The 17,686-nt window shown below is 65.3% G+C and carries 18 protein-coding genes; 7 read left to right on the forward strand and 11 right to left on the reverse strand.

All coding sequences use genetic code 11. The features are described 5' to 3' along the window. Window positions 1-2 precede the first annotated feature (2 nt). A complete protein-coding gene (locus ToN1_RS18755; protein WP_169207698.1) occupies window positions 3-1,049 on the forward strand; it encodes a U32 family peptidase in 1,047 nt (348 codons plus the stop codon). Between the two features lie 828 nt (window positions 1,050-1,877). Here the strand turns inward: ToN1_RS18755 and aspA are convergent. Then, entirely contained in the window at window positions 1,878-3,296 is a 1,419-nt protein-coding gene (gene aspA, locus ToN1_RS18760; RefSeq protein ID WP_169207697.1) for an aspartate ammonia-lyase, read from the reverse strand. 165 nt (window positions 3,297-3,461) lie between these two features. On the opposite strand from aspA, the gene ToN1_RS18765 reads away from it, so the two are divergent. Beyond that, window positions 3,462-4,373: a LysR substrate-binding domain-containing protein gene (locus ToN1_RS18765; protein WP_169207696.1), complete on the forward strand. Its 912-nt coding sequence runs from the start codon at window positions 3,462-3,464 to the stop codon at window positions 4,371-4,373. 504 nt (window positions 4,374-4,877) lie between these two features. Here ToN1_RS18765 and ToN1_RS18770 read toward each other — a convergent pair. Further along, entirely contained in the window at window positions 4,878-5,702 is an 825-nt protein-coding gene (locus ToN1_RS18770; protein ID WP_169207695.1) for a hypothetical protein, read from the reverse strand. 285 nt (window positions 5,703-5,987) lie between these two features. Here ToN1_RS18770 and ToN1_RS18775 point away from each other — a divergent pair, with 285 nt between their 5' ends. The 4 genes from ToN1_RS18775 (at window position 5,988) to ToN1_RS18790 (ending at window position 11,049) form a co-directional block, all read left to right on the forward strand. Then, window positions 5,988-6,956, forward strand: a complete 969-nt coding sequence (locus ToN1_RS18775; protein ID WP_169207694.1) for a 2-hydroxyacid dehydrogenase — start codon at window positions 5,988-5,990, stop codon at window positions 6,954-6,956. Between the two features lie 10 nt (window positions 6,957-6,966). After that, complete coding sequence (locus ToN1_RS18780) at window positions 6,967-7,206, forward strand: hypothetical protein (RefSeq protein WP_169207693.1); 240 nt, start codon at window positions 6,967-6,969, stop codon at window positions 7,204-7,206. Between the two features lie 87 nt (window positions 7,207-7,293). Further along, window positions 7,294-8,697 carry an NYN domain-containing protein gene (locus tag ToN1_RS18785; protein ID WP_169207692.1) on the forward strand — a complete coding sequence of 468 codons (1,404 nt, stop codon included), beginning with the start codon at window positions 7,294-7,296 and terminating at the stop codon, window positions 8,695-8,697. A 132-nt stretch (window positions 8,698-8,829) separates the two neighbouring features. Continuing rightward, complete coding sequence (locus ToN1_RS18790) at window positions 8,830-11,049, forward strand: PAS domain-containing hybrid sensor histidine kinase/response regulator (RefSeq protein ID WP_169207691.1); 2,220 nt, start codon at window positions 8,830-8,832, stop codon at window positions 11,047-11,049. A gap of 6 nt (window positions 11,050-11,055) precedes the next feature. On the opposite strand, the gene ToN1_RS18795 is transcribed toward ToN1_RS18790, so the two are convergent. The 9 genes from ToN1_RS18795 to ToN1_RS18835 all read right to left on the reverse strand — a co-directional run bounded on the left by ToN1_RS18795 (window position 11,056) and on the right by ToN1_RS18835 (window position 16,502). Next, window positions 11,056-11,394 (reverse strand): Hpt domain-containing protein, encoded by a 339-nt coding sequence (locus ToN1_RS18795; RefSeq protein WP_169207690.1) that lies wholly within the window; start codon window positions 11,392-11,394, stop codon window positions 11,056-11,058. Further along, entirely contained in the window at window positions 11,384-12,457 is a 1,074-nt protein-coding gene (locus tag ToN1_RS18800) for an HD domain-containing phosphohydrolase (protein WP_169207719.1), read from the reverse strand. The genes ToN1_RS18795 and ToN1_RS18800 overlap by 11 nt, the downstream gene beginning before the upstream one ends. Before the next feature lie 147 nt (window positions 12,458-12,604). Continuing rightward, window positions 12,605-13,258: a leucine efflux protein LeuE gene (gene leuE / locus ToN1_RS18805; RefSeq protein ID WP_169207689.1), complete on the reverse strand. Its 654-nt coding sequence runs from the start codon at window positions 13,256-13,258 to the stop codon at window positions 12,605-12,607. A gap of 54 nt (window positions 13,259-13,312) precedes the next feature. Further along, on the reverse strand, window positions 13,313-13,627 hold the full coding sequence (locus ToN1_RS18810) for an MliC family protein (RefSeq protein WP_169207688.1): 315 nt from the start codon (window positions 13,625-13,627) through the stop codon (window positions 13,313-13,315). A 91-nt stretch (window positions 13,628-13,718) separates the two neighbouring features. Then, entirely contained in the window at window positions 13,719-14,168 is a 450-nt protein-coding gene (gene dtd / locus ToN1_RS18815; protein ID WP_169207687.1) for a D-aminoacyl-tRNA deacylase, read from the reverse strand. Window positions 14,169-14,226: 58 nt separating this feature from the next. Then, the gene (gene trxC / locus ToN1_RS18820) at window positions 14,227-14,667 is read right to left on the reverse strand and encodes a thioredoxin TrxC (RefSeq protein ID WP_169207686.1); all 441 of its coding nucleotides are present in this window, start codon (window positions 14,665-14,667) and stop codon (window positions 14,227-14,229) included. Window positions 14,668-14,714: 47 nt separating this feature from the next. Continuing rightward, a complete protein-coding gene (locus ToN1_RS18825) occupies window positions 14,715-15,290 on the reverse strand; it encodes a Tll0287-like domain-containing protein (RefSeq protein WP_169207685.1) in 576 nt (191 codons plus the stop codon). Between the two features lie 98 nt (window positions 15,291-15,388). Then, window positions 15,389-15,589 carry a hypothetical protein gene (locus tag ToN1_RS18830; protein ID WP_169207684.1) on the reverse strand — a complete coding sequence of 67 codons (201 nt, stop codon included), beginning with the start codon at window positions 15,587-15,589 and terminating at the stop codon, window positions 15,389-15,391. A gap of 127 nt (window positions 15,590-15,716) precedes the next feature. After that, window positions 15,717-16,502, reverse strand: coding sequence for a DODA-type extradiol aromatic ring-opening family dioxygenase (locus ToN1_RS18835; RefSeq protein ID WP_169207683.1), 786 nt, complete (start codon window positions 16,500-16,502; stop codon window positions 15,717-15,719). 256 nt (window positions 16,503-16,758) lie between these two features. Between ToN1_RS18835 and ToN1_RS18840 the strand changes: the two genes are divergently transcribed. Continuing rightward, window positions 16,759-17,685, forward strand: coding sequence for a CobD/CbiB family protein (locus ToN1_RS18840; RefSeq protein WP_169207682.1), 927 nt, complete (start codon window positions 16,759-16,761; stop codon window positions 17,683-17,685). Window position 17,686 lies beyond the last annotated feature (1 nt).

The raw sequence follows: 17,686 nt of genomic DNA on the forward strand, positions 1-17,686 counted from the left end.
ACATGAAGATCACCGCCCCCATCAGCACTCCCGCCGAAGTCGAACCGCTCGTGCGCGCCGGCGCCCGCGAACTCTATTGCGGCGTCGTCCCCCCCGACTGGATCCAGCGCTTCAACACCTCCGGCGTCAATCGGCGCGTGTTCGGCAACCTCAACGGCTACGCCGATCTCGAGCGCGTCGTCGAGAAGGCCACCGGGCTCGACGCCGAAGTCTTCCTCGTCCTCAACGCGCAGCAGTACGGCGAACAGCACCTCGACGCGCTCACCGAGATCGGCGCGCGCTTCCGCAGCATCGGCGGCAAGGCCGCGATCGTCGCCGACATCTCGCTGATCGCCTCGCTCGCCGCCAACGTGCCCGACCTCGACATCCACGTCAGCTCGGTGGCCACCTGCCGCAACGTCGAATCCGCGCGCTTCTTCGCCGCGCTTGGCGCGAATCGCATCATCCTGCCAAGGGACGTGACGGTCGCCGAAATCGCCGCGATCACGACGGAACTGCCCGAGCTCGACATCGAAGCCTTCGTCCTCAACGACGGCTGCGTGTTCGAAGAGGGCACCTGCCACACCGTCCATCTGCCGATGAACAAGGGCGGTCCGATCTGTATCGACAACTACCAGTTCGAGTATCAGGCGACCGGCGGCGGCCAACCGCAGGAGCGCGCGCTGCGCCGCCTGGAACAGAACGATCTCGATTACAAGCGCTGGCTCTGGTACCGCTTCGGCAACGGCTTCACGTCTGCACCGAACGGCTACCCTTGGGGCCCATGCGGCGTCTGCGCGATGCCGGCGATGCACGCGGCGGGCGTGCATTCGGTGAAGATCGCCGGCCGCGAGGGCGCGAGCGAACGCAAGATCAAGAGCGTCGAGCTCGTCGCCCGCGTACTGGAGCGCATCGAGGCGGGCGAGCCGGCCGACGAGGTGCGCAAGTTCGCGGTCGGATTGCGCGACGCGCCGAGCCACTGCGCGAGCGGCTACATGTGCTACTACCCCGAGGTGCGGAGCCGCCACGAGCTTGGCGATACCGAAGGAAAGCTGCTGACGGCCGTCTGAGGCGAGGCAGGCAGGATGCGCAAAAAAAAGCCCGAGCTCTGGAGGGGCTCGGGCTGTAATCCACACCAAAGGAGGAAGTGGAGGAGACAGTTGAAATACTAAACTTAACAGTTGCGTAGTTCAACGATGCCTCTGTGAGAAGTTCTCATGCGGTGATTTACACGGCAAATGACCGGCGATGCAGATTCTTGGTGCGCCGACGCCATTGCATGCGTCTCCGGTCGCCGAGCCCGTACCGCAGCGCGCACACGAGCAAGCCGGGGATCGCGCGACCCTGACGAGTACATCGAACCGGCACAAAAGAAAAAAGCCCGGACCTGTGAAGGGCCGGGCTAAATCCACACCAAAGGAGGAGGGTGGAGGAGACGGTTCAAATCTTAACGACAACGCTTGTGCGTTGCAATAAATTTGTACGACAAATTTTTTTATCGCTGGATCAGGCATCCGAATGTGCACGGCTGCCGCTGCAATGCGTGGGCAAAGCGCGCAATCGATGCACTCGGACGACGCCGAGTTTGATGTGCGATGTTCCAGGGGGCGGTCGGCGCTCGTGTTTCGGCACCGTCGGCGAAGGGGCCGAGTCGGAAAAGAAAAAGCCCGAGCAGCTGAGGCCCGGGCTTAAATCCACACCAAAGGAGGAGGGTGGAGGAGACGGTTCAAATACTATAGAACCGGCTTGTGCGACGCAATAATAATGCACTTCAAATTTTTATATCCCGCGATCAGATCTTCGAATGGCCAGGCGGTGATGGGGATTTCTAACCATGTCTTATACAAGACTGGAATTGTGCGTCGCAACAGCGCGAAGCATTACGAAGACCTTCTGGCTCAGGCCAGGCCGACCAGCGCGCGCGGCTGCGTGAGCACCTCGGGCCGCAGGATCTCGTCGAGCTGCTCGCGGGTGAGCAGCCCCTTGTCGAGCACCAGCTCATACACGCTATGCCCGCCGACCAGCGCCTCCTGGGCGATGCCGGTCGCGTTGGCGTAACCGATGTAGGGATTCAGCGCCGTCACGAGACCGATCGAGTTCTCGACGCTCCTGCGCAGGAATTCGCGATTGACGGTGATGCCCTTGACGCAGCGCTCCGCCAGCGTCAGGCAGCCCGCGCGCAAGTGGGTGACGCTCTTGAACAGGCTGTGGGCGATGATCGGCTCGAAAGCGTTGAGCTGCAGCTGGCCGGCTTCGGCGGCGAACGAGATGGTCGTGTCGTTGCCGATCACCTCGTAGGCGATCTGGTTCACCACTTCCGGAATCACTGGATTCACCTTGCCCGGCATGATCGACGAGCCCGCCTGGCGCGCCGGCAGGTTGATCTCGCCGAAGCCCGCACGCGGCCCCGAGGACAGCAGGCGCAGGTCGTTGCACACCTTGGAGAGCTTGACCGCGACGCGTTTGAGCACGCCCGACAGCTGCACGAAGCTGCCGCAGTCCTGCGTCGCCTCGACCAGGTTCGGCGCCGTCAGCACCGGGATGCCGGTGATCTCGGCCAGATGCCGGCGCACCAGCGCGGCGTAGTCGGGATGGGCGTTGATGCCGGTGCCGATCGCGGTCGCGCCGAGGTTGATCTCGCAGATCAGCAGCACCGCCTCCTTCAGGCGCTCGATGTCCTCGCCCAGCATCACGACGTAGGTCGAGAACTCCTGGCCCACCGTCATCGGCACCGCGTCCTGCAGCTGCGTGCGCCCCATTTTCAGCACGTCGGCGAACTCGACGGCCTTCTCGTGGAACGCCGCGCGCAGCACTCCCATCGCCTCGATCAGGCTCAGGATGCCCTCGTAGCCCGCGAGCTTCAGCGCTGTCGGATACACGTCGTTGGTGCTCTGGCTCATGTTCACATGCTCGTTCGGGTGCAGGCGGGCGTAGTCGCCCTTCGCGCAACCGAGCAGCTCCAGCGCACGGTTCGCGATCACCTCGTTCGCGTTCATGTTGGTCGAGGTGCCGGCGCCGCCCTGGATCACGTCGACGACGAAATGCTCGTGCAGCGCCCCGGCGCGGATCTCCTCGCAGGCACGCACGATCGCGTCGGTGCGTTCGCGATCCAGCAAGCCGAGTTCGCTGTTTGTCAGTGCGGCGGCCTGCTTGATCGCGGCGAGTGCGCGCACGAGGTCGGGATAGATCGAAATCGGCGTGCCGGTGATTGGGAAATTCTCCACCGCGCGCAGCGTATGGACCCCGTAGTAGGAGTCGGCGGGCAGGGAGCGATCCCCCAGGAGATCGTGTTCGATGCGTTCTGTCGTCTGCGTCATGTTTCCTCCGATGTGTGGTGCGACGCATGGATGCTACGGACCGACAATGGATTGCGTGCCGCGTCATGCAAAAAACGCATAACATCCCCAAGGAACCCGAATAGGGCGGGCGCATCGCGACAACTCGTCGGATGCGGCGGCACCGATAGCGCAGGAGTGTGCAACATGCAGATCAAGTGGATCGAGGACTTCCTGACGCTGACGGACGCGCGTGCGTTCTCGCGCGCCGCCGAACGCCGCAACGTCTCCCAGCCGACCTTCAGCCGCCACATCCAGGCGCTGGAAGACTGGCTCGGCGTCGAGCTCATCGATCGCCGCGCGCAGGGCGTGCATCTCACCGCCGCCGGACGAATCTTCCGCGGCTTCGCCGCCGACATCCTGCGGCGCACCTACGACATGCGCACCGTGTTGCGCGGGCAGTCGCCCGGCAACGTCGACACTGTGCGATTCTCCGTCGCGCATACGCTGTCGCTCACCTTCTTCCCGCGCTGGCTGGGGCAACTGAAGGAAGCGCTGGGCAACGTCGTCGCACGGGTCGGGGCGGTGAATGTACCCGAAGGGGCGAGCGCGCTGATTGAGGGCGCCACCGATCTCCTCATCGCGTACCACCACCCGCAACTGCCGATGCTGCTCGATCCCGTGCGCTTTCCCTACATCGCGCTCGCCACCGACCGCATGCTGCCTCTGTCCGCACCGCGTGCCGACGGCCGCCCGCGCTACAGACTGCCGGGGCGGGCCGAGGCGGTCGTGCCCTTCCTCGCCTATTCGTCGGGCACCTACCTCGGGCATGTGGTCGAGATGATCCTGCTCGGCGCGAACGAGCGCTGCCATTTCGACCGCTCTTTCGACACCCATATGTCGGAGGCGCTGAAGGCGATGGTGCTCGAAGGGCACGGGCTGGGCTGGTTGCCGGAGAGCTGCGTGGGCCGGGAACTTGCGGAGGGGCGCCTGGTGGAGGCCGGGCCCGCGCAGTGGACCTGCCCGCTGGAGGTCCGCCTGCATCGGGCGGCGGACAACAGCAATCCGATGGTGGACAAGATCTGGGCGCTGCTGAACACTCCGCGGGGAACTGCCTGAGGCCGCTTGCGGGCGTAGAAAAGAAAAAGCCCGAGCGACTGAGGCTCGGGCTTAAATCCACACCAAAGGAGGAGGGTGGAGGAGACGGTTCAAATCATACGGCACCGTATGCTGCGGCGCAATAAGTTTGTCCTACAAATGTTTTTATCGCGCGATCAGAATCCCCTATGGGCTGACGGGGCTCCAGAAAAGAAAAAGCCCGGACGTTTGACGGCCCGGGCTAAATCCACACCAAAGGAGGAGGGTGGAGGAGACGGTTCAAACTTTATTGGAAGAGCTTGTGCAACGCAACATACGTTGCCCGAAAATTTTTTTATCTTCCGATTATCACGATAAATGAAACTGTGTACTCAATGGGTTGCAATGGCTTAACTATCTTTTTGGCATGCTGCAATGCAGAATGAAGGCCGCCGCCGCGCAGACGATCCGGCGCACATCACGCAGTTGCGACCACGATTCTTGGCCCGATGGAGCGCCTTGCGGGCGTCGTCGGTCAGTGATTGATCAGCGCAGCAGGGCGGAAACGAGAGAGAACTCATTGAGGGCGGCCACCACGCGCGCCTGCGACTCCGGTCCGCCATTGCCGAGCGAGGCCAGCGTGAGGAGGTCGGTGAGATTCTGCAGACCGCCTTGCGAGGAATCATTGCCATCGTCGAAGAGGCCGAGCGTCAGCTGCAGGGACGAGAACCGGAGCTGGGTCGCAAGCAGCGAGTTCACGTCGCCGTTTGACGAAGTGAATTCGCTCGCCACCGTCGCGAATTCCTCGGCCGCCCGCGCGAGCAGCGAGAAGCTCCCTTCGGGGGCCGCCTCGAAGGCCGCGCGCAATGCCGCCATGTCGATGCCCAGACGGCCGCCGGTGCCGGGCAGCAGCGATGGCTGCAGTTCGATGCCGAGGTCCGATAACTGCATGAGGGCCGAATCGCCATTGTCGAAAGCCTCTTCGACACGTGCCCGCAGGTCCGCCGACAGCTGGGCAGCAGGGGAGGAGGTAGGGACGGTACCGAACAGGAAATTCACGTCGGCGAGGCTGTCCTGCAGGCTGTTGAAGCTGTCGACGAAGAACTGCGCCTCGGCCGCGAGGCTGCCGAAATCCGTGCCGAATTTCCGTCCGATTCCGCTGTCGGACGACCCGGGGCGCAGCACGGCGAGGCGGTTCCCGAACGTCGCGACGGCCGACAGGAGTTGGCCGAAACTCGACAGATCGACGATCGTCGACGAGCCGGAGAACAGCGATAAACTGCCCGCCGTCGCGGCCAAATTCGTCGAAACGGGACTAAGGGCGCTCGTGCCGAAGAGGCCGAGCGTCGAGCTCAGGGGCAGGATGTTCACGTGGCGGACTCCCGCGCGCGGCTGCGACCCGCGGTCGATCGCATTCCTTGGAGTGCTCGTGCCGGCCCGAGGTTTCCCGCGAGCACGCCGCCGAGGACAAAAGATCGTCTCGTTGGGGTTGCGCCCAATCCCCGCGAGCGCGACCTGCAGGTATCGTTCGGGGTGCGTCCGCGGCAGTGGCTTGCCCATTGCCACCGCGTTCTTCGCCGCAGATGTCCGCACAATCTACGCCCTGCGCGCCCAGCCGGACCGAATTCACCGAGAATCACGAGCAGGAAGAAAAACATGACCCGACCCCGCCTCATCGTCACCCGCCGCTGGCCCGCCGAAGTCGAACGTGCGCTCGCCGAGCGCTTCGACGTCCGGCTCAATACCGACGATCACCCCTTCACGCGCGACGAGATGCGCGCGGCGCTCGCCTCGTGCGACGCACTGCTCCCCACGGTGTCCGACCGCATCGACGCCGACGTGCTCGGCACCGCCCCGAGCGCGACGCTGATCGCCAATTACGGCGTCGGCTTCAGCCACATCGACATCGACGCCGCCAGGGCGCGGGGCATTGCCGTGACGAACACGCCCGACGTCCTCACCGATTGCACCGCCGACCTCGCGATCACGCTGATGCTCATGGTCGCCCGGCGTGCCGGCGAGGGCGAACGCGAAGTGCGCAGCGGCAACTGGACCGGCTGGCGCCCGACACACATGATCGGCACGAAACTGAGCGGCAAGACGCTCGGCCTCATCGGCATGGGCCGCATCGCGCGCGCGGTCGCGATGCGCGCGCAGCACGGCTTCGGCATGAAGATCGTGTTCTTCAACCGCAGCCGTGTGCCGGCGGAAACACTCGCAGGGCTCGACGCACGGCAATGCGATTCGGTCGAGGAGGTGCTGACCGAGGCGGATTTCGTCTCCCTGCATTGCCCCGGCGGCGCCGCGACGCGCCACCTGATCAACCGCGAACGCCTCGCCCTGATGGGGCCCGACGCCTTCCTCATCAACACCGCGCGCGGCGAAGTTGTCGACGAGGCCGCGCTGGTCGACGCCCTGCGTGACGGCACCATCGCCGGCGCGGGCCTGGACGTGTTCGAAGCCGAACCCAAGGTCAGCGCGGGCCTGCTCGCGCTGGAAAATGTCGTCCTGTTGCCGCACCTCGGCAGTGCCACGCGCGAGACGCGCGTCGGCATGGGTATGCGCGTGCTCGACAACGTCGAGGCCTTCTTCGCCGGCCGTACGCCGCCCGACCGCGTCGCCTGAGGGGGCCGCAGTGAAGCTTTCACGCCTGTACCAGCCGCGCAATCCCGCGTTCTGGATGATGATCGCGTTGAACGTCCTGTCGTCGGTGTTCGCATGGATCCTCCGCAGCTATCCGCTGAGTTCGCTGGCACTTGCCGTGCTTGCCGGCGTCGCCCTCGCGAACGCGCTACTCGGGATGTGGTTCGCATGGCGGCTGGTCCGCGACGACACCCCTTCCGGGGACGAAAACGCGCGCGGTCGCGGCATGTGACGCGCATCGTCGCGGCCGGAATCGCTATCATGTGCGCCTAGTGCGGTTCTCGCGACCACACCCGACGACACCCCACCGGAGAACCTTATGGCTTCAGCCCATGACAGCGTCAGCATGGCGGTGTTCTGCGATTTCGAAAACGTCGCCCTCGGCGTGCGCGACGCCAAATACGAAAAATTCGACATCAAGCCGGTGCTCGAACGGCTGCTGCTCAAGGGCAGCATCGTCGTGAAGAAGGCCTATTGCGACTGGGAACGCTACAAGGGCTTCAAGGCCGTGATGCACGAAGCCAACTTCGAGCTGATCGAGATTCCGCACGTGCGCCAGTCGGGCAAGAACTCGGCCGACATCCGCCTCGTCGTCGATGCGCTCGACCTGTGCTACACGAAGTCGCACGTCGACACCTTTGTCATCATCAGCGGCGACTCCGACTTCTCGCCGCTGGTGTCCAAGCTGCGCGAGAACGCCAAGCAGGTCATCGGCGTGGGTGTGAAGCAATCGACCTCGGACCTGCTGATCGCCAACTGCGACGAGTTCATCTTCTACGACGATTTGGTGCGCGAGAGCCAGCGCGCAGCCAAGCGCGAAACGCGCGAAACCCAGCCCTCGACGAAGCGCTCGCCCGAAGAGGAAAAACGCCGCAAGGACGAGGTCGAAACGCGCAAGCTCAAGGCCATCAACATCGCCGTCGAAACCTTCGACGCCCTGGTGGCAGAGCGCGGCGACAGCGGCGTGCGCATCTGGGCATCGATGCTCAAGGAGGCCATCAAGCGCCGCAAGCCCGACTTCAACGAGTCCTACTACGGCTTCCGCGCCTTCGGCAACCTGCTCGAGGAGGCCCAGACGCGCGGCCTGCTCGAGTTCGGCCGCGACGAGAAATCGGGCGCCTACGTCTATCGCAGCAACCGTGCGGCCGTGACCGAAGCGATTGCCGAGGCGCCCGCGGCCGCGGAGCAGGGCGCCGCGGTCGAGGCCATGCCGGCGGCGGGCGAAGCGGTGCATGATGAAGCGGTGTCGGCGACGCCGGTGGAACGTCCGGCGGGCGAAGAGCCTTCCGGCCGGCACGAACCCCGCCGCAAGCGGGGCGGACGCAAGTCCGCTGCGAAAAAGGCCGAGGCCTTGGTGGAAGGGGGCAGGGCGGAGGCGCCGAAGACCGTCGAGGCGGAAGCTCCGGCACCCATACCGGCTCCGCCCGAGCAGGAGCTCGTGGTCGCGCCCGTAGCCGCTGAACCCGGAGTCGAGCCGGCCGAGCCCGTCAAGGCAGGCGCCCGTCGTTCGCGTCGCGGCAAGGCCCAGGTCGCGAAGGCCGAGACCGCGAAGCCCGAAGCGGCAATGCCGGAAGCGGCGCAAGCTGTTCCGGCTGCGGTCGACGCGGCGCCCGCGACGGAGCCGGCGAGCGTCGCCGCCGGGGACGAGGGTGCGGCCAAACCCCCCCGTAAGACTGCAGCGCGCGGCCGTCGACCGCGCAAGACCGAGCCGCAACAGAACTGACCCTGCGCCGCCAGCGCGTCCGGCGTACGGTATTTCCTCACGCGATGGCGCCCGCGGGGCAAATACAATGGCTATCGCCCCGCGGGCGACCGACGGGGTGACCTGCCCATTGCGCAGAGGCTGACCATCCCGATGACATCCGCTCTCCTGAACCGCCAGATTGCCGCCGCGTTCGGCACCAGCGAGGAGGCCCCCCTCAAGGGCACGCTGGACGCGCTGCAGTCGGCCGGCCTTTCCGACCTTGCGGCGAACCTCGTCAATCTGCTGGTCGAGATCGAGGAAACCTACGATCGGCATGCCGAGATCGAACGGCGGGCCGAGAAGGCCCGGCGTCTCGTCGCCTGTCTCGATCTGACCGGCGATGTGTTGTGCGAATGGGATCTCGTCTCGCGCAAGATCAAGCAATCGTCGGCGTGGCAGAGGCGTTTCGGCATCATCGGCGGCGCGCCGGTGCGCAGCGTAGACGACTGGCTTGAATGGATCCTGCCCGACGATCGTGCGATGGTGGGCGAGCGGCTCAACACCGTGCTGCAGCGGCGTGCCCCGCTGATGGAGATCGAGCACCGCATGCTGGATCAGGACGACGGGTGGCGCTGGTGGCTGCTGCGTTGCCGCGTCTCAGTGCGGGACGGCGAGGGCAGGCCCAAGCGAATTCTCGTCCTGCACCGCGACATCTCCGAACAGAAGCGCTCCGAAGCGGCCCTCGTGCGCGCGAAGGAAGAAGCGGAAACGGCCAACCGTGCGCGCGGGGCCTTTCTCGCGAACATGAGTCACGAGATTCGCACGCCGATGAATGCGGTCGTCGGCATGACCGAGCTTGCGCTCGATACCCCGCTCGACGACGTGCAGCGCGGCTACCTGGAAACCGTCAAATCGTCCGCAGACGCCCTGCTCACGATCATCGACGACGTCCTGGATCTCTCCAAGATCGAAGCTGGCCGTCTCGAACTCGAATCCGTCGTGTTCTCGCTGCGCAATGTCCTGGGTGACATCATGCGCGGGCTGGCGGTTTCGGCCCATCGCAAGGGTCTGGAGGTGCTGCTCGACGTCGCACCCGACGTTCCCGATCGACTTTACGGCGATCCCACGCGTCTGCGCCAGGTTCTCTCCAATCTCGTCGGCAACGCGATCAAGTTTACCGAACGGGGTGAAGTCGCCGTGGAGGTCAGCAAGCTGCGGCACAACGGCATGTCCCTGTACCTGCAGTTCGTCGTCCGCGACACCGGCATCGGCATCGCCCCGGAGCTTCACGAGCAAATCTTCGATGCCTTCATGCAGGGCGACCCGTCTACGGCACGGCGCTTCGGCGGCACGGGTCTCGGACTCGCGATCACGAACCGGCTGGTCAAGCTGATGGACGGCCAGATCCGGCTAGAGAGCGAGCCCGGCGGAGGCAGCACCTTCTACTTCACGTCCCGCGTGGCGGCCGATCCGAATGCGGCCGCGCCCTCGTTCGAACAGCCAGCATGGCTGAAAGGCCGTACGGCACTCGTGATCGACGATTGTCCGCACGCCCTCGCGATCATCGCGCGCATGCTGCAGCGGCTCGGTTTGGACGTCGATACGACCGATGATGCGGACCGCGTCCCGATGCTCGTCGCCGAGCGCGCCAGTGCGGGCCGGCCCTACGACATCCTTATTGCCGATGGCGGCATGCCATCGCCAGGCGGGCTCGCGCTCGTGCAGACGTTCGACAACGTGCTGTTGTTGCTGGCAAATCACGCCCAGAGACGGGAACTCGCGCGCAGCGCTGCGGTTCCGTCGCGCCCCCATCTCGTCAAGCCCGTGTTCGAGGACAACCTGTTCGACGCACTGCGCGCCGCATTCGATGTCGCGGACCTGCGACGGCTGGAACTGGCGCGCTTCGAGGCCGACGAAGCGGCCGCGCTCGGGCTCGATGTCGCCGAGCCGCTCAACGTCCTGTTGGTCGAAGACACGCCCGTCAATCAGGCACTTGCCGTGCAGTTGCTGACCAAGGCCGGGCACCGCGTCACCGTTGCGAACAATGGTGTCGAGGCGCTTGACTGGTTCGAGCAGCAGCCGTTCGACCTCATCCTGATGGACCTGCAGATGCCTCTCATCGATGGCATGGAAGCCACCGCGAAGATCCGCGCTCGCGAAGCCAGCCGGAGCTGGGCCGTTGGCGAGGGGCCGCGGCAATGTTACATCGCCGCAATGACTGCTCACGCGATGCAGGGGGACCGCGAGCGCTGCCTTGCTGCTGGAATGGATGACTACATCTCCAAACCCATCCGTCGCCAGGCGCTGAGTGAGTTGCTCAATCGCGCGATCGAGCATCGCAGCGCGCCCAAGGGTGATCTGAGCGTCCTGCTGCAGAGTTGGACGAACTGAGGGGCGCTACAAGGCCCGCAATTCTGCACTCAGCCGCGCGAGGAGCCGTTCGACCTCGCCCAGCAAGCCGGCTGCCGACTCGAAGTCATGCGTGCGCGACGCTTCCTCCAGTGCCCCCACCGCACGAATCAGTTCTGCAGCACCGAAGTTCTGCGCCGACCCCTTGAGACTGTGGCCCGCCCGGACCACCATCGACAGGTTGCGGTCTGTGAGTGCGCTGCGAAGTTCGGCAAGCAGACGCGGTGCATCCGCGACGAAGGTCGCGGAGACGAGCCGCAGAATCTCGACATCGTTATCGAGGTTGTCGAGGGTCGAGCGAAGATCGAACAACTGCTCACTGTTCATCGTACGGCTCCGGGGCCGCGGCGGTTTCCTCTTCATCGACGAAGCGGTCGCGGATCTTCAGTACCTCATCCCAGACAGAGAGGAAGGCGTCCACGCAGGCCGGATCGAAGTGGGCGCCCCGGTTTTCGCGCAGGTAGTCGCTTGCCTCGTCGAGCGACCAGGCGCGCTTGTACGGGCGCGCCGACGTGAGCGCGTCGAAAACGTCGGCCACCGCGACGATCCTGCCCTCGATCGGGATTGCGTCTGTGGCGATGCCTTGGGGGTAGCCTGAGCCGTCGAACTTCTCGTGGTGATGCAGTGCGATCGATGCAGCCAGCTGAATCGCGTGCGAGCTGCTTTCACGCAGGATCTCGTACCCGATCTGGGTGTGCTGCTTCATGATCTCGAATTCTTCAGGGCTATGTCGACCGGGTTTCAGCAGAATATGGTCGGGAGTTCCGAGTTTGCCGACGTCATGCATCGGTGCCGCATGCAGGAGCATCTCAGCGAAGTCGGGTGGAAGGCCCATCTGTACCGCAATGAGCTGAGCGTAATGGGCCATGCGCAGGATGTGCGTGCCGGTCTCCGGATCGCGGCACTCCGCCGCGCGCGCCAGCCGCACGATGGTCTCGCGCTCCCTGTCGTGGATCTCCGCGACGGCGCGCCGCACTTCTTCGGCCAGCCACGTGGCGCGGTCGGCCAAGGCCCTCTGGCTGCGCCGCAGCGAGAGCATGTTCCTGACACGCGCGAGAAACTCGATGCGGTCGACGGGTTTGTTCAGGAAATCCACGCCGCCCTGATCCAGCGCCGCATACCGGACGCTCTTCTCATGGTCGGCAGTCACCATCAGGATCGGCAGACTGTCGTGCCGGGGTTCTCGCCTAACGTGACGGATGAACTCCAGGCCGTCGAGCTTCGGCATCATGTAATCGACGATGACCAGGTCGGGGTCATTCTCGAGGCACCAGTCGAGGCCCGAGCCCGAATCGGCGAAGGGGATGGGCTGGCAGCCGTCCAGTCGCTGGACGAGCATACGCATCAACGCGAGGTTGGTCGGCGTGTCGTCCACTATGACGACGTTCATGATGGGATCCTGGGTGGAGTGGCGTTGCAACAAGTTACAAACTACCGTTAACCGGTCACTGCCGCCGTGCAGCGCCTCACGCACGATGGCGGAATGGAAGATTCCGGATGAATAGCGTGGGTGAGTCGCGCCCCTCCGGTGGCCGCCTCAGCCTAACGTCGCATTCGCCAGTTTTGCGCCGAATCCGATGAACAGCCCGCCGACTCCCCCGGTTGCCGCCGCCGACAAGCGGCGGCGCCGGCGCAACTGCGCCGCGAGGTGCGCGCCGCCGAAGATCAGCGCCGACAGGTAGATCGCGCTGCACACCTGCACGATCGTGCCGAGGATCGCGAACGACAGTGCGGGGTAGGCATAGCCGGGATCGACGAACTGGATGAAGAAGGACACGAAGAACAGGATCGCCTTCGGGTTCATCAGGCTGATGACCAGCGCCGTGCGGAAGGGGCGCGTTGCCTCGGTGGCTGCCTGTTCGGGCGCCGCCGTGCCGGCCGTCCTGTCGCGCCAGTCGGCGATGGCCGAACGCAGCAGCGAGAGTCCGATCCATGCCAGATAGGCAGCCCCCGCGTACTTGACCACCATGAAAAGGGCGGGGGTCGTCTGCAGCAGGGATGCGACGCCCGTGGCCGAAAGCACCATCAGCACGGTGTCGCCGAGGAAGATGCCGCACGCGCCGCGATAACCCGCCGCGACGCCGAGGCGCGAGGCGACCGCCGTCACGTAAAGCGAGTTCGGTCCCGGCAGCAGGACGATGAAGATCGTGCCGAGAATGAAAGTCGTCAGGTCGGTTACGCCATAGAACATGATCCGGGCCTCCGCCGTTTAATTTTTAATCATAACGCCTTCGCTCGGCCGTGTTCACCGGCTCGCGCGACAGTTCTCGTACAGTCCGGCTCCCTGTATGTCCACGCGCGCCGTATCGCCGCTGCGCCACAGTGTCAGGGCCCCGCAGGCGTAACGTTCACCGCTGGCATCGGCCGCCTCTCTCATCAGTGCGAAGTGCATCCGCTCGATGTCGATGCTCGCATCGCCCCATGGATGGTAGGTCACCGAAAAGTGCTTGCCCGCATCGCACGCGTAGGCGACCGGACGCGCTGCGGGCGGGGTCTGGGCGCAACCTGCAAGCAGTGCAGCGACAAGGAGGGCGGGGAGAGCAATTGTGCGGGTGGTCATGGGCGCTTCCTGCGGGAGGCAAGCCGGTGGCGTGGAGGATGGGAAGAGGAGGCTTCGTGTCGCGGTCGTTCGTCCCGTTGCGGCGCGCGCTTCAGGTCGCCGGCGCGACGCGCATCGGTATGGTGACCGGCCCGTCATTGACGAGGTGTACCTGCATTTCCGCGGCGAATTCTCCGGTTCCGACCTGCGTGTGGGCCTTGCGCGCCTCGGTGACGAAATGCTCGTACAGGCTGCGGCCTTCGTCCGGCGCCGCCGCGTTCGTGAAGCTCGGCCGGTTTCCGCCCGTCGTGTCGGCCGCAAGGGTGAATTGACTGACGATCAGCAGCCCGCCCTGCACGTCCTGCACGGAACGGTTCATCTTGCCGGCGTCGTCGGAAAAAATCCGCAGCTTGAGGATCTTGCCCAGCAGCTTGTCGGCCTCGGCGCGACGATCGCCGCGCTCGGCGCACACCAGCACCAGCAGACCCCGGCCGATCGCGCCGGTGATTCTGCCGTCCACCTCCACGTGCGCGTCCGCGACGCGCTGCACCACTGCCAACATCAGTTTCGCTCCCTCGTTCGCGGCCTGCAGCACAACCTTAGCCGCACGTTCCGTGCGCTCACAGTTCGTGGCTGCGAGCCCAATGCGCGATGGCCCCTGCGTTCATTGCGCCCGACTGCCGCGCCACCTCCTGTCCGTTGCGGAACAGGATCATCGTCGGGATGCTGCGGATGCCGAAGCGTGCTGCAAGCGCCTGCTCCTCTTCGGTATTCACCTTCGCAAGGCGCATCTGCGGTTCGAGCATGCGTGCAGCTTCCTCGAAGGCCGGAGCCATCATGCGGCAGGGGCCGCACCATGGCGCCCAGAAATCCACCAGCACCGGCAGGTCGCTGCGCTCGACGTGGAGCGCGAAATTCGTCGCGTCCAGCGTCAGCGGCTTGCGTGCGAACAGCGGCGCATGACACTTGCCGCAGTTCGGCTCCTCGTTCATGCGTGCCGTCGGCACCCGGTTGAGTGCATCGCAGTGGGGACAGGGCAGGGTCAAGGTATCGGGGGACATCATCGACTCCGTCGCCGGCGGGTGCCCGCCAGCGTGTTCACGTGCACTTACAGCGGTTTTATCGCGACGATGGCGCCGCGGATCTGGCCTTCGCGGTAGCCCGTCGCTCGATCCTGCGGGTAATGCTCGGCCAGGCGCGCCTTCACCGCCGGCGTCAGCTTGTCCTCGGCACCGTGACAGTTCAGGCATAGCGGCTGCGTCGGCAGGGCCTTGGCGTAGCGGAATGCGCGCGTGCCGTCGGCCTGTTCGACCAGCTCACCCTTTTCCAGTTTCGCCGGGTTCTCGCCCATCGCGGCGCGGCGGTCGAATTCTTCCAGCGTCCTGCGCTCCCATGCGTCAGGCGTCGCGCGTTGAGGATTGCGTGCCTTCAGTGTGACGCGCTTCAACTGCCAGCCGGTGCTCGCGACGATCTCCTTGGCCATCTTCGGCGCCATGTCGCGGCATACGGGAATCGCACCTTCCGGGCCGCTCCTGGCGATCTCCTCGTTGAGCGCCGTCACGAGCCGCGGCGGCAGGCTCGTCGCAGCGGCCCGCGCCTCGGTCATCAGGGCCAGTTCCTCCGCCAGGGCGGGTAAGGCTGCGCCCGCAATTGCCGCTGCCACAGCCAGGCGTACTATCGTCATCGCAATCTCCCTATTTAAATAAAAGCAAACGCTTATATTACTGCGAATGGCAGTAGTAAGGTGGCTTGGGACCAGGGGTTCCCGGACCGCTGCAGCGATTATTCGATGCGTTCGGCCAGCGCCCACAGCAGCAGGAAGCTGCCGGCGGCGAGCGCGCCGATCCCGGCCAGGAGCAGGGTGCCGACCTGGTATCCGCCAATCCAGAAACTGCCGGACAAGCGCGCGAGGCCTGCGATCAGGCACAGGGCGAGCCCGCCGAGGCCCGACAGCCTGCCGGCGAGTAACAACAGTCGATGCATGGCGCCTCCTCCCGTCGTGTGCGACACCGTGCAGGCATCGCATCCTCGATGTCAGGCGATTAGACGCCGGTATCCTGCGTCGCACAAGCGCCTTCCGGAGGTCGGCCCGGCCGGAGCGGCCGTTCGATCAACTCGCACCGAAGACGTAGGCGTCCATCGCGAGCATGCCGTAGCGCACGTCGGCGGCGGCCAGCCGGCGTGCGCCTGCCGGCATTCCGGCTGCGCCGTGGGCGAACATGAGCGGCATGAGGTGCTCGTCGGTCGGATGGGCGCGGTCGGCATGCGGCGCGAGCCGCCGGTAGTCGAGCAAGGCATCGACGTCGCCGGAGTCCAGCGTTTCGGCGATCCATCGGGCGAAGGCATCGACGTAGGGTGCCGTTCCCGTCGCCGCGCCGGTGAACTCGTACAGGTTGTGGGTGAGGCTGCCGGATCCGACGATGAGGACGCCGTCTTCGCGCAGCGGGGACAGCGCCCGCCCCAGGGCATGGAACCAGCTCGCCGGCCGGCGCGCGGGCATCGAGATCTGCACGACCGGCACGTCGGCGTCGGGGTACATGTGCAGCAGGGGCACCCACGCCCCGTGATCCAGTCCGCGATGCGGGTCCGGCTGTGCATCGATTCCGCTGCCGGCGAGGCGTGCGATCGCGCGCGCGGCAAGTTCCGGATCGCCGGGCGCCGGGTAGCGCAGGTCATACAGGGGGGCGGGGAAACCGCCGAAATCGTGGATCGTCTCCGGCTGTTCGCCTGCCGACAGTTTCAGCGCGGGGGCCATCCAGTGCGGCGAGGCGACCAGGATTGCGCGCGGCTTGGGGAGCGTTTGTGCGAGGGCGGCGAGTTCGCGTCCCGCTTCGCCCGGTTCGAGCGCGAAAGTGGGTGCTCCGTGGGAAACGAAGAGGGTGGGCATCGTACTCATGTGGGCTCCAGTGCATGCCGGGCGCGGCCCTTTCTGGCCGTTCCCGTTTGCAGCAGTCTATGGAGCGCGCTCGCGGCAATAAACCGGGAGCGGCGGCACGCACTGTTCAGTCATTTGCAACAATCGGCGCTTTGCCGTTGTCGAACCCGGGAATCCGATTTCACGCGCGCTTTTTCCGCGTTGCACAATCGCGCCGTGCTTTTATGGTATCGTCGGTGGCTATCACCGGTCCGGCCCTTTCTCAATCGCAATACGAATGACGCTTCTTTCGCTGATCGTTGCGCTGCTGCTCGAGCAGGTACGGCCATTGCCGGTGCGGCAGATCGTTCTGGATCCGCTCCACCGACTGTCGGGCGTCCTTGTCGAACGTTTCAACGACGGCCAGGCCCGCAACGGCGTCGTCGCGTGGCTGCTCGTCGTCGTCTCGGTGGTCGCGGGCGGTGTGCTCGCCTTCTTCCTGCTGTGGCTTGTCCATCCGCTGCTGGCGGTGGTCTTCAACATCGCGGTGCTCTACCTGACGATGGGTTTCAGGCAGGAAAGCCATTTCTTCACGGACATCCACCTCGCGCTGCGCATGGGCGAACTCGACCGTGCGCGTTCGCTGCTGGGCGAATGGCGCGGCGGACAGTACGTCGGAGCGAGTTCCAGCGAGGTCGCGCGGCTCGCGATCGAGGAGGGGCTCGTCGCCGCCCACCGCAACGTGTTCGGCGTGATCTTCTGGTTCATCGTCCTGCCCGGGCCGAGCGGCGCGCTGCTGTACCGCCTTGCCCGCTTCCTCGGCGAGGAGTGGGGCGAACGCACGGATGCCGAATTCGGCCAGTTCGGGCGTTTCGCACGCAAGGCCTTCGAGATGATCGACTGGCTGCCCGCCCGCTTGACGGCGGCGTCGTTTTCGGTGGTGGGCGACTTCGAGGACGCGGTGTTCTGCTGGCGCACCCAGTCGATGCTCTGGGCCGACAGGGCGTCCGGTATACTTATCGCGGCAGGCGCGGGCGCGCTCGGTGTGCGCCTGGGCATGCCCGTCCATGAATCCGGCGAGATCGTCGAACGACCGGAAATGGGCGTCGGGGAAGAAGCCGACGCCGACTACATGCAGAGCACAGTGGGGCTGATCTGGCGCGCACTGGTGCTCTGTTTGCTGATGCTGGCCCTGCTGGTGATCGCCGGCTGGGTTGGTACCTAAC

It is taken from the genome of Aromatoleum petrolei (assembly GCF_017894385.1).
In the GTDB taxonomy this organism is placed as follows: domain Bacteria; phylum Pseudomonadota; class Gammaproteobacteria; order Burkholderiales; family Rhodocyclaceae; genus Aromatoleum; species Aromatoleum petrolei.

What these genes read in the sequence shown, in the direction of transcription:
- dtd (WP_169207687.1), bottom strand. Translation starts at nt 14,168, where the DNA reads ATGTTGGCAGTGGTGCAGCGCGTCGCGGACGCGCACGTGGAGGTGGAC.
- aspA (WP_169207697.1), bottom strand. Translation starts at nt 3,296, where the DNA reads ATGACGCAGACGACAGAACGCATCGAACACGATCTCCTGGGGGATCGC.
- ToN1_RS18785 (WP_169207692.1), top strand. Translation starts at nt 7,294, where the DNA reads ATGGCTTCAGCCCATGACAGCGTCAGCATGGCGGTGTTCTGCGATTTC.
- leuE (WP_169207689.1), bottom strand. Translation starts at nt 13,258, where the DNA reads ATGTTCTATGGCGTAACCGACCTGACGACTTTCATTCTCGGCACGATC.
- ToN1_RS18775 (WP_169207694.1), top strand. Translation starts at nt 5,988, where the DNA reads ATGACCCGACCCCGCCTCATCGTCACCCGCCGCTGGCCCGCCGAAGTC.
- ToN1_RS18765 (WP_169207696.1), top strand. Translation starts at nt 3,462, where the DNA reads ATGCAGATCAAGTGGATCGAGGACTTCCTGACGCTGACGGACGCGCGT.
- ToN1_RS18830 (WP_169207684.1), bottom strand. Translation starts at nt 15,589, where the DNA reads ATGCATCGACTGTTGTTACTCGCCGGCAGGCTGTCGGGCCTCGGCGGG.
- ToN1_RS18790 (WP_169207691.1), top strand. Translation starts at nt 8,830, where the DNA reads ATGACATCCGCTCTCCTGAACCGCCAGATTGCCGCCGCGTTCGGCACC.
- ToN1_RS18795 (WP_169207690.1), bottom strand. Translation starts at nt 11,394, where the DNA reads ATGAACAGTGAGCAGTTGTTCGATCTTCGCTCGACCCTCGACAACCTC.
- ToN1_RS18840 (WP_169207682.1), top strand. Translation starts at nt 16,759, where the DNA reads ATGACGCTTCTTTCGCTGATCGTTGCGCTGCTGCTCGAGCAGGTACGG.
- ToN1_RS18755 (WP_169207698.1), top strand. Translation starts at nt 3, where the DNA reads ATGAAGATCACCGCCCCCATCAGCACTCCCGCCGAAGTCGAACCGCTC.
- ToN1_RS18800 (WP_169207719.1), bottom strand. Translation starts at nt 12,457, where the DNA reads ATGAACGTCGTCATAGTGGACGACACGCCGACCAACCTCGCGTTGATG.
- ToN1_RS18810 (WP_169207688.1), bottom strand. Translation starts at nt 13,627, where the DNA reads ATGACCACCCGCACAATTGCTCTCCCCGCCCTCCTTGTCGCTGCACTG.
- trxC (WP_169207686.1), bottom strand. Translation starts at nt 14,667, where the DNA reads ATGTCCCCCGATACCTTGACCCTGCCCTGTCCCCACTGCGATGCACTC.
- ToN1_RS18825 (WP_169207685.1), bottom strand. Translation starts at nt 15,290, where the DNA reads ATGACGATAGTACGCCTGGCTGTGGCAGCGGCAATTGCGGGCGCAGCC.
- ToN1_RS18835 (WP_169207683.1), bottom strand. Translation starts at nt 16,502, where the DNA reads ATGAGTACGATGCCCACCCTCTTCGTTTCCCACGGAGCACCCACTTTC.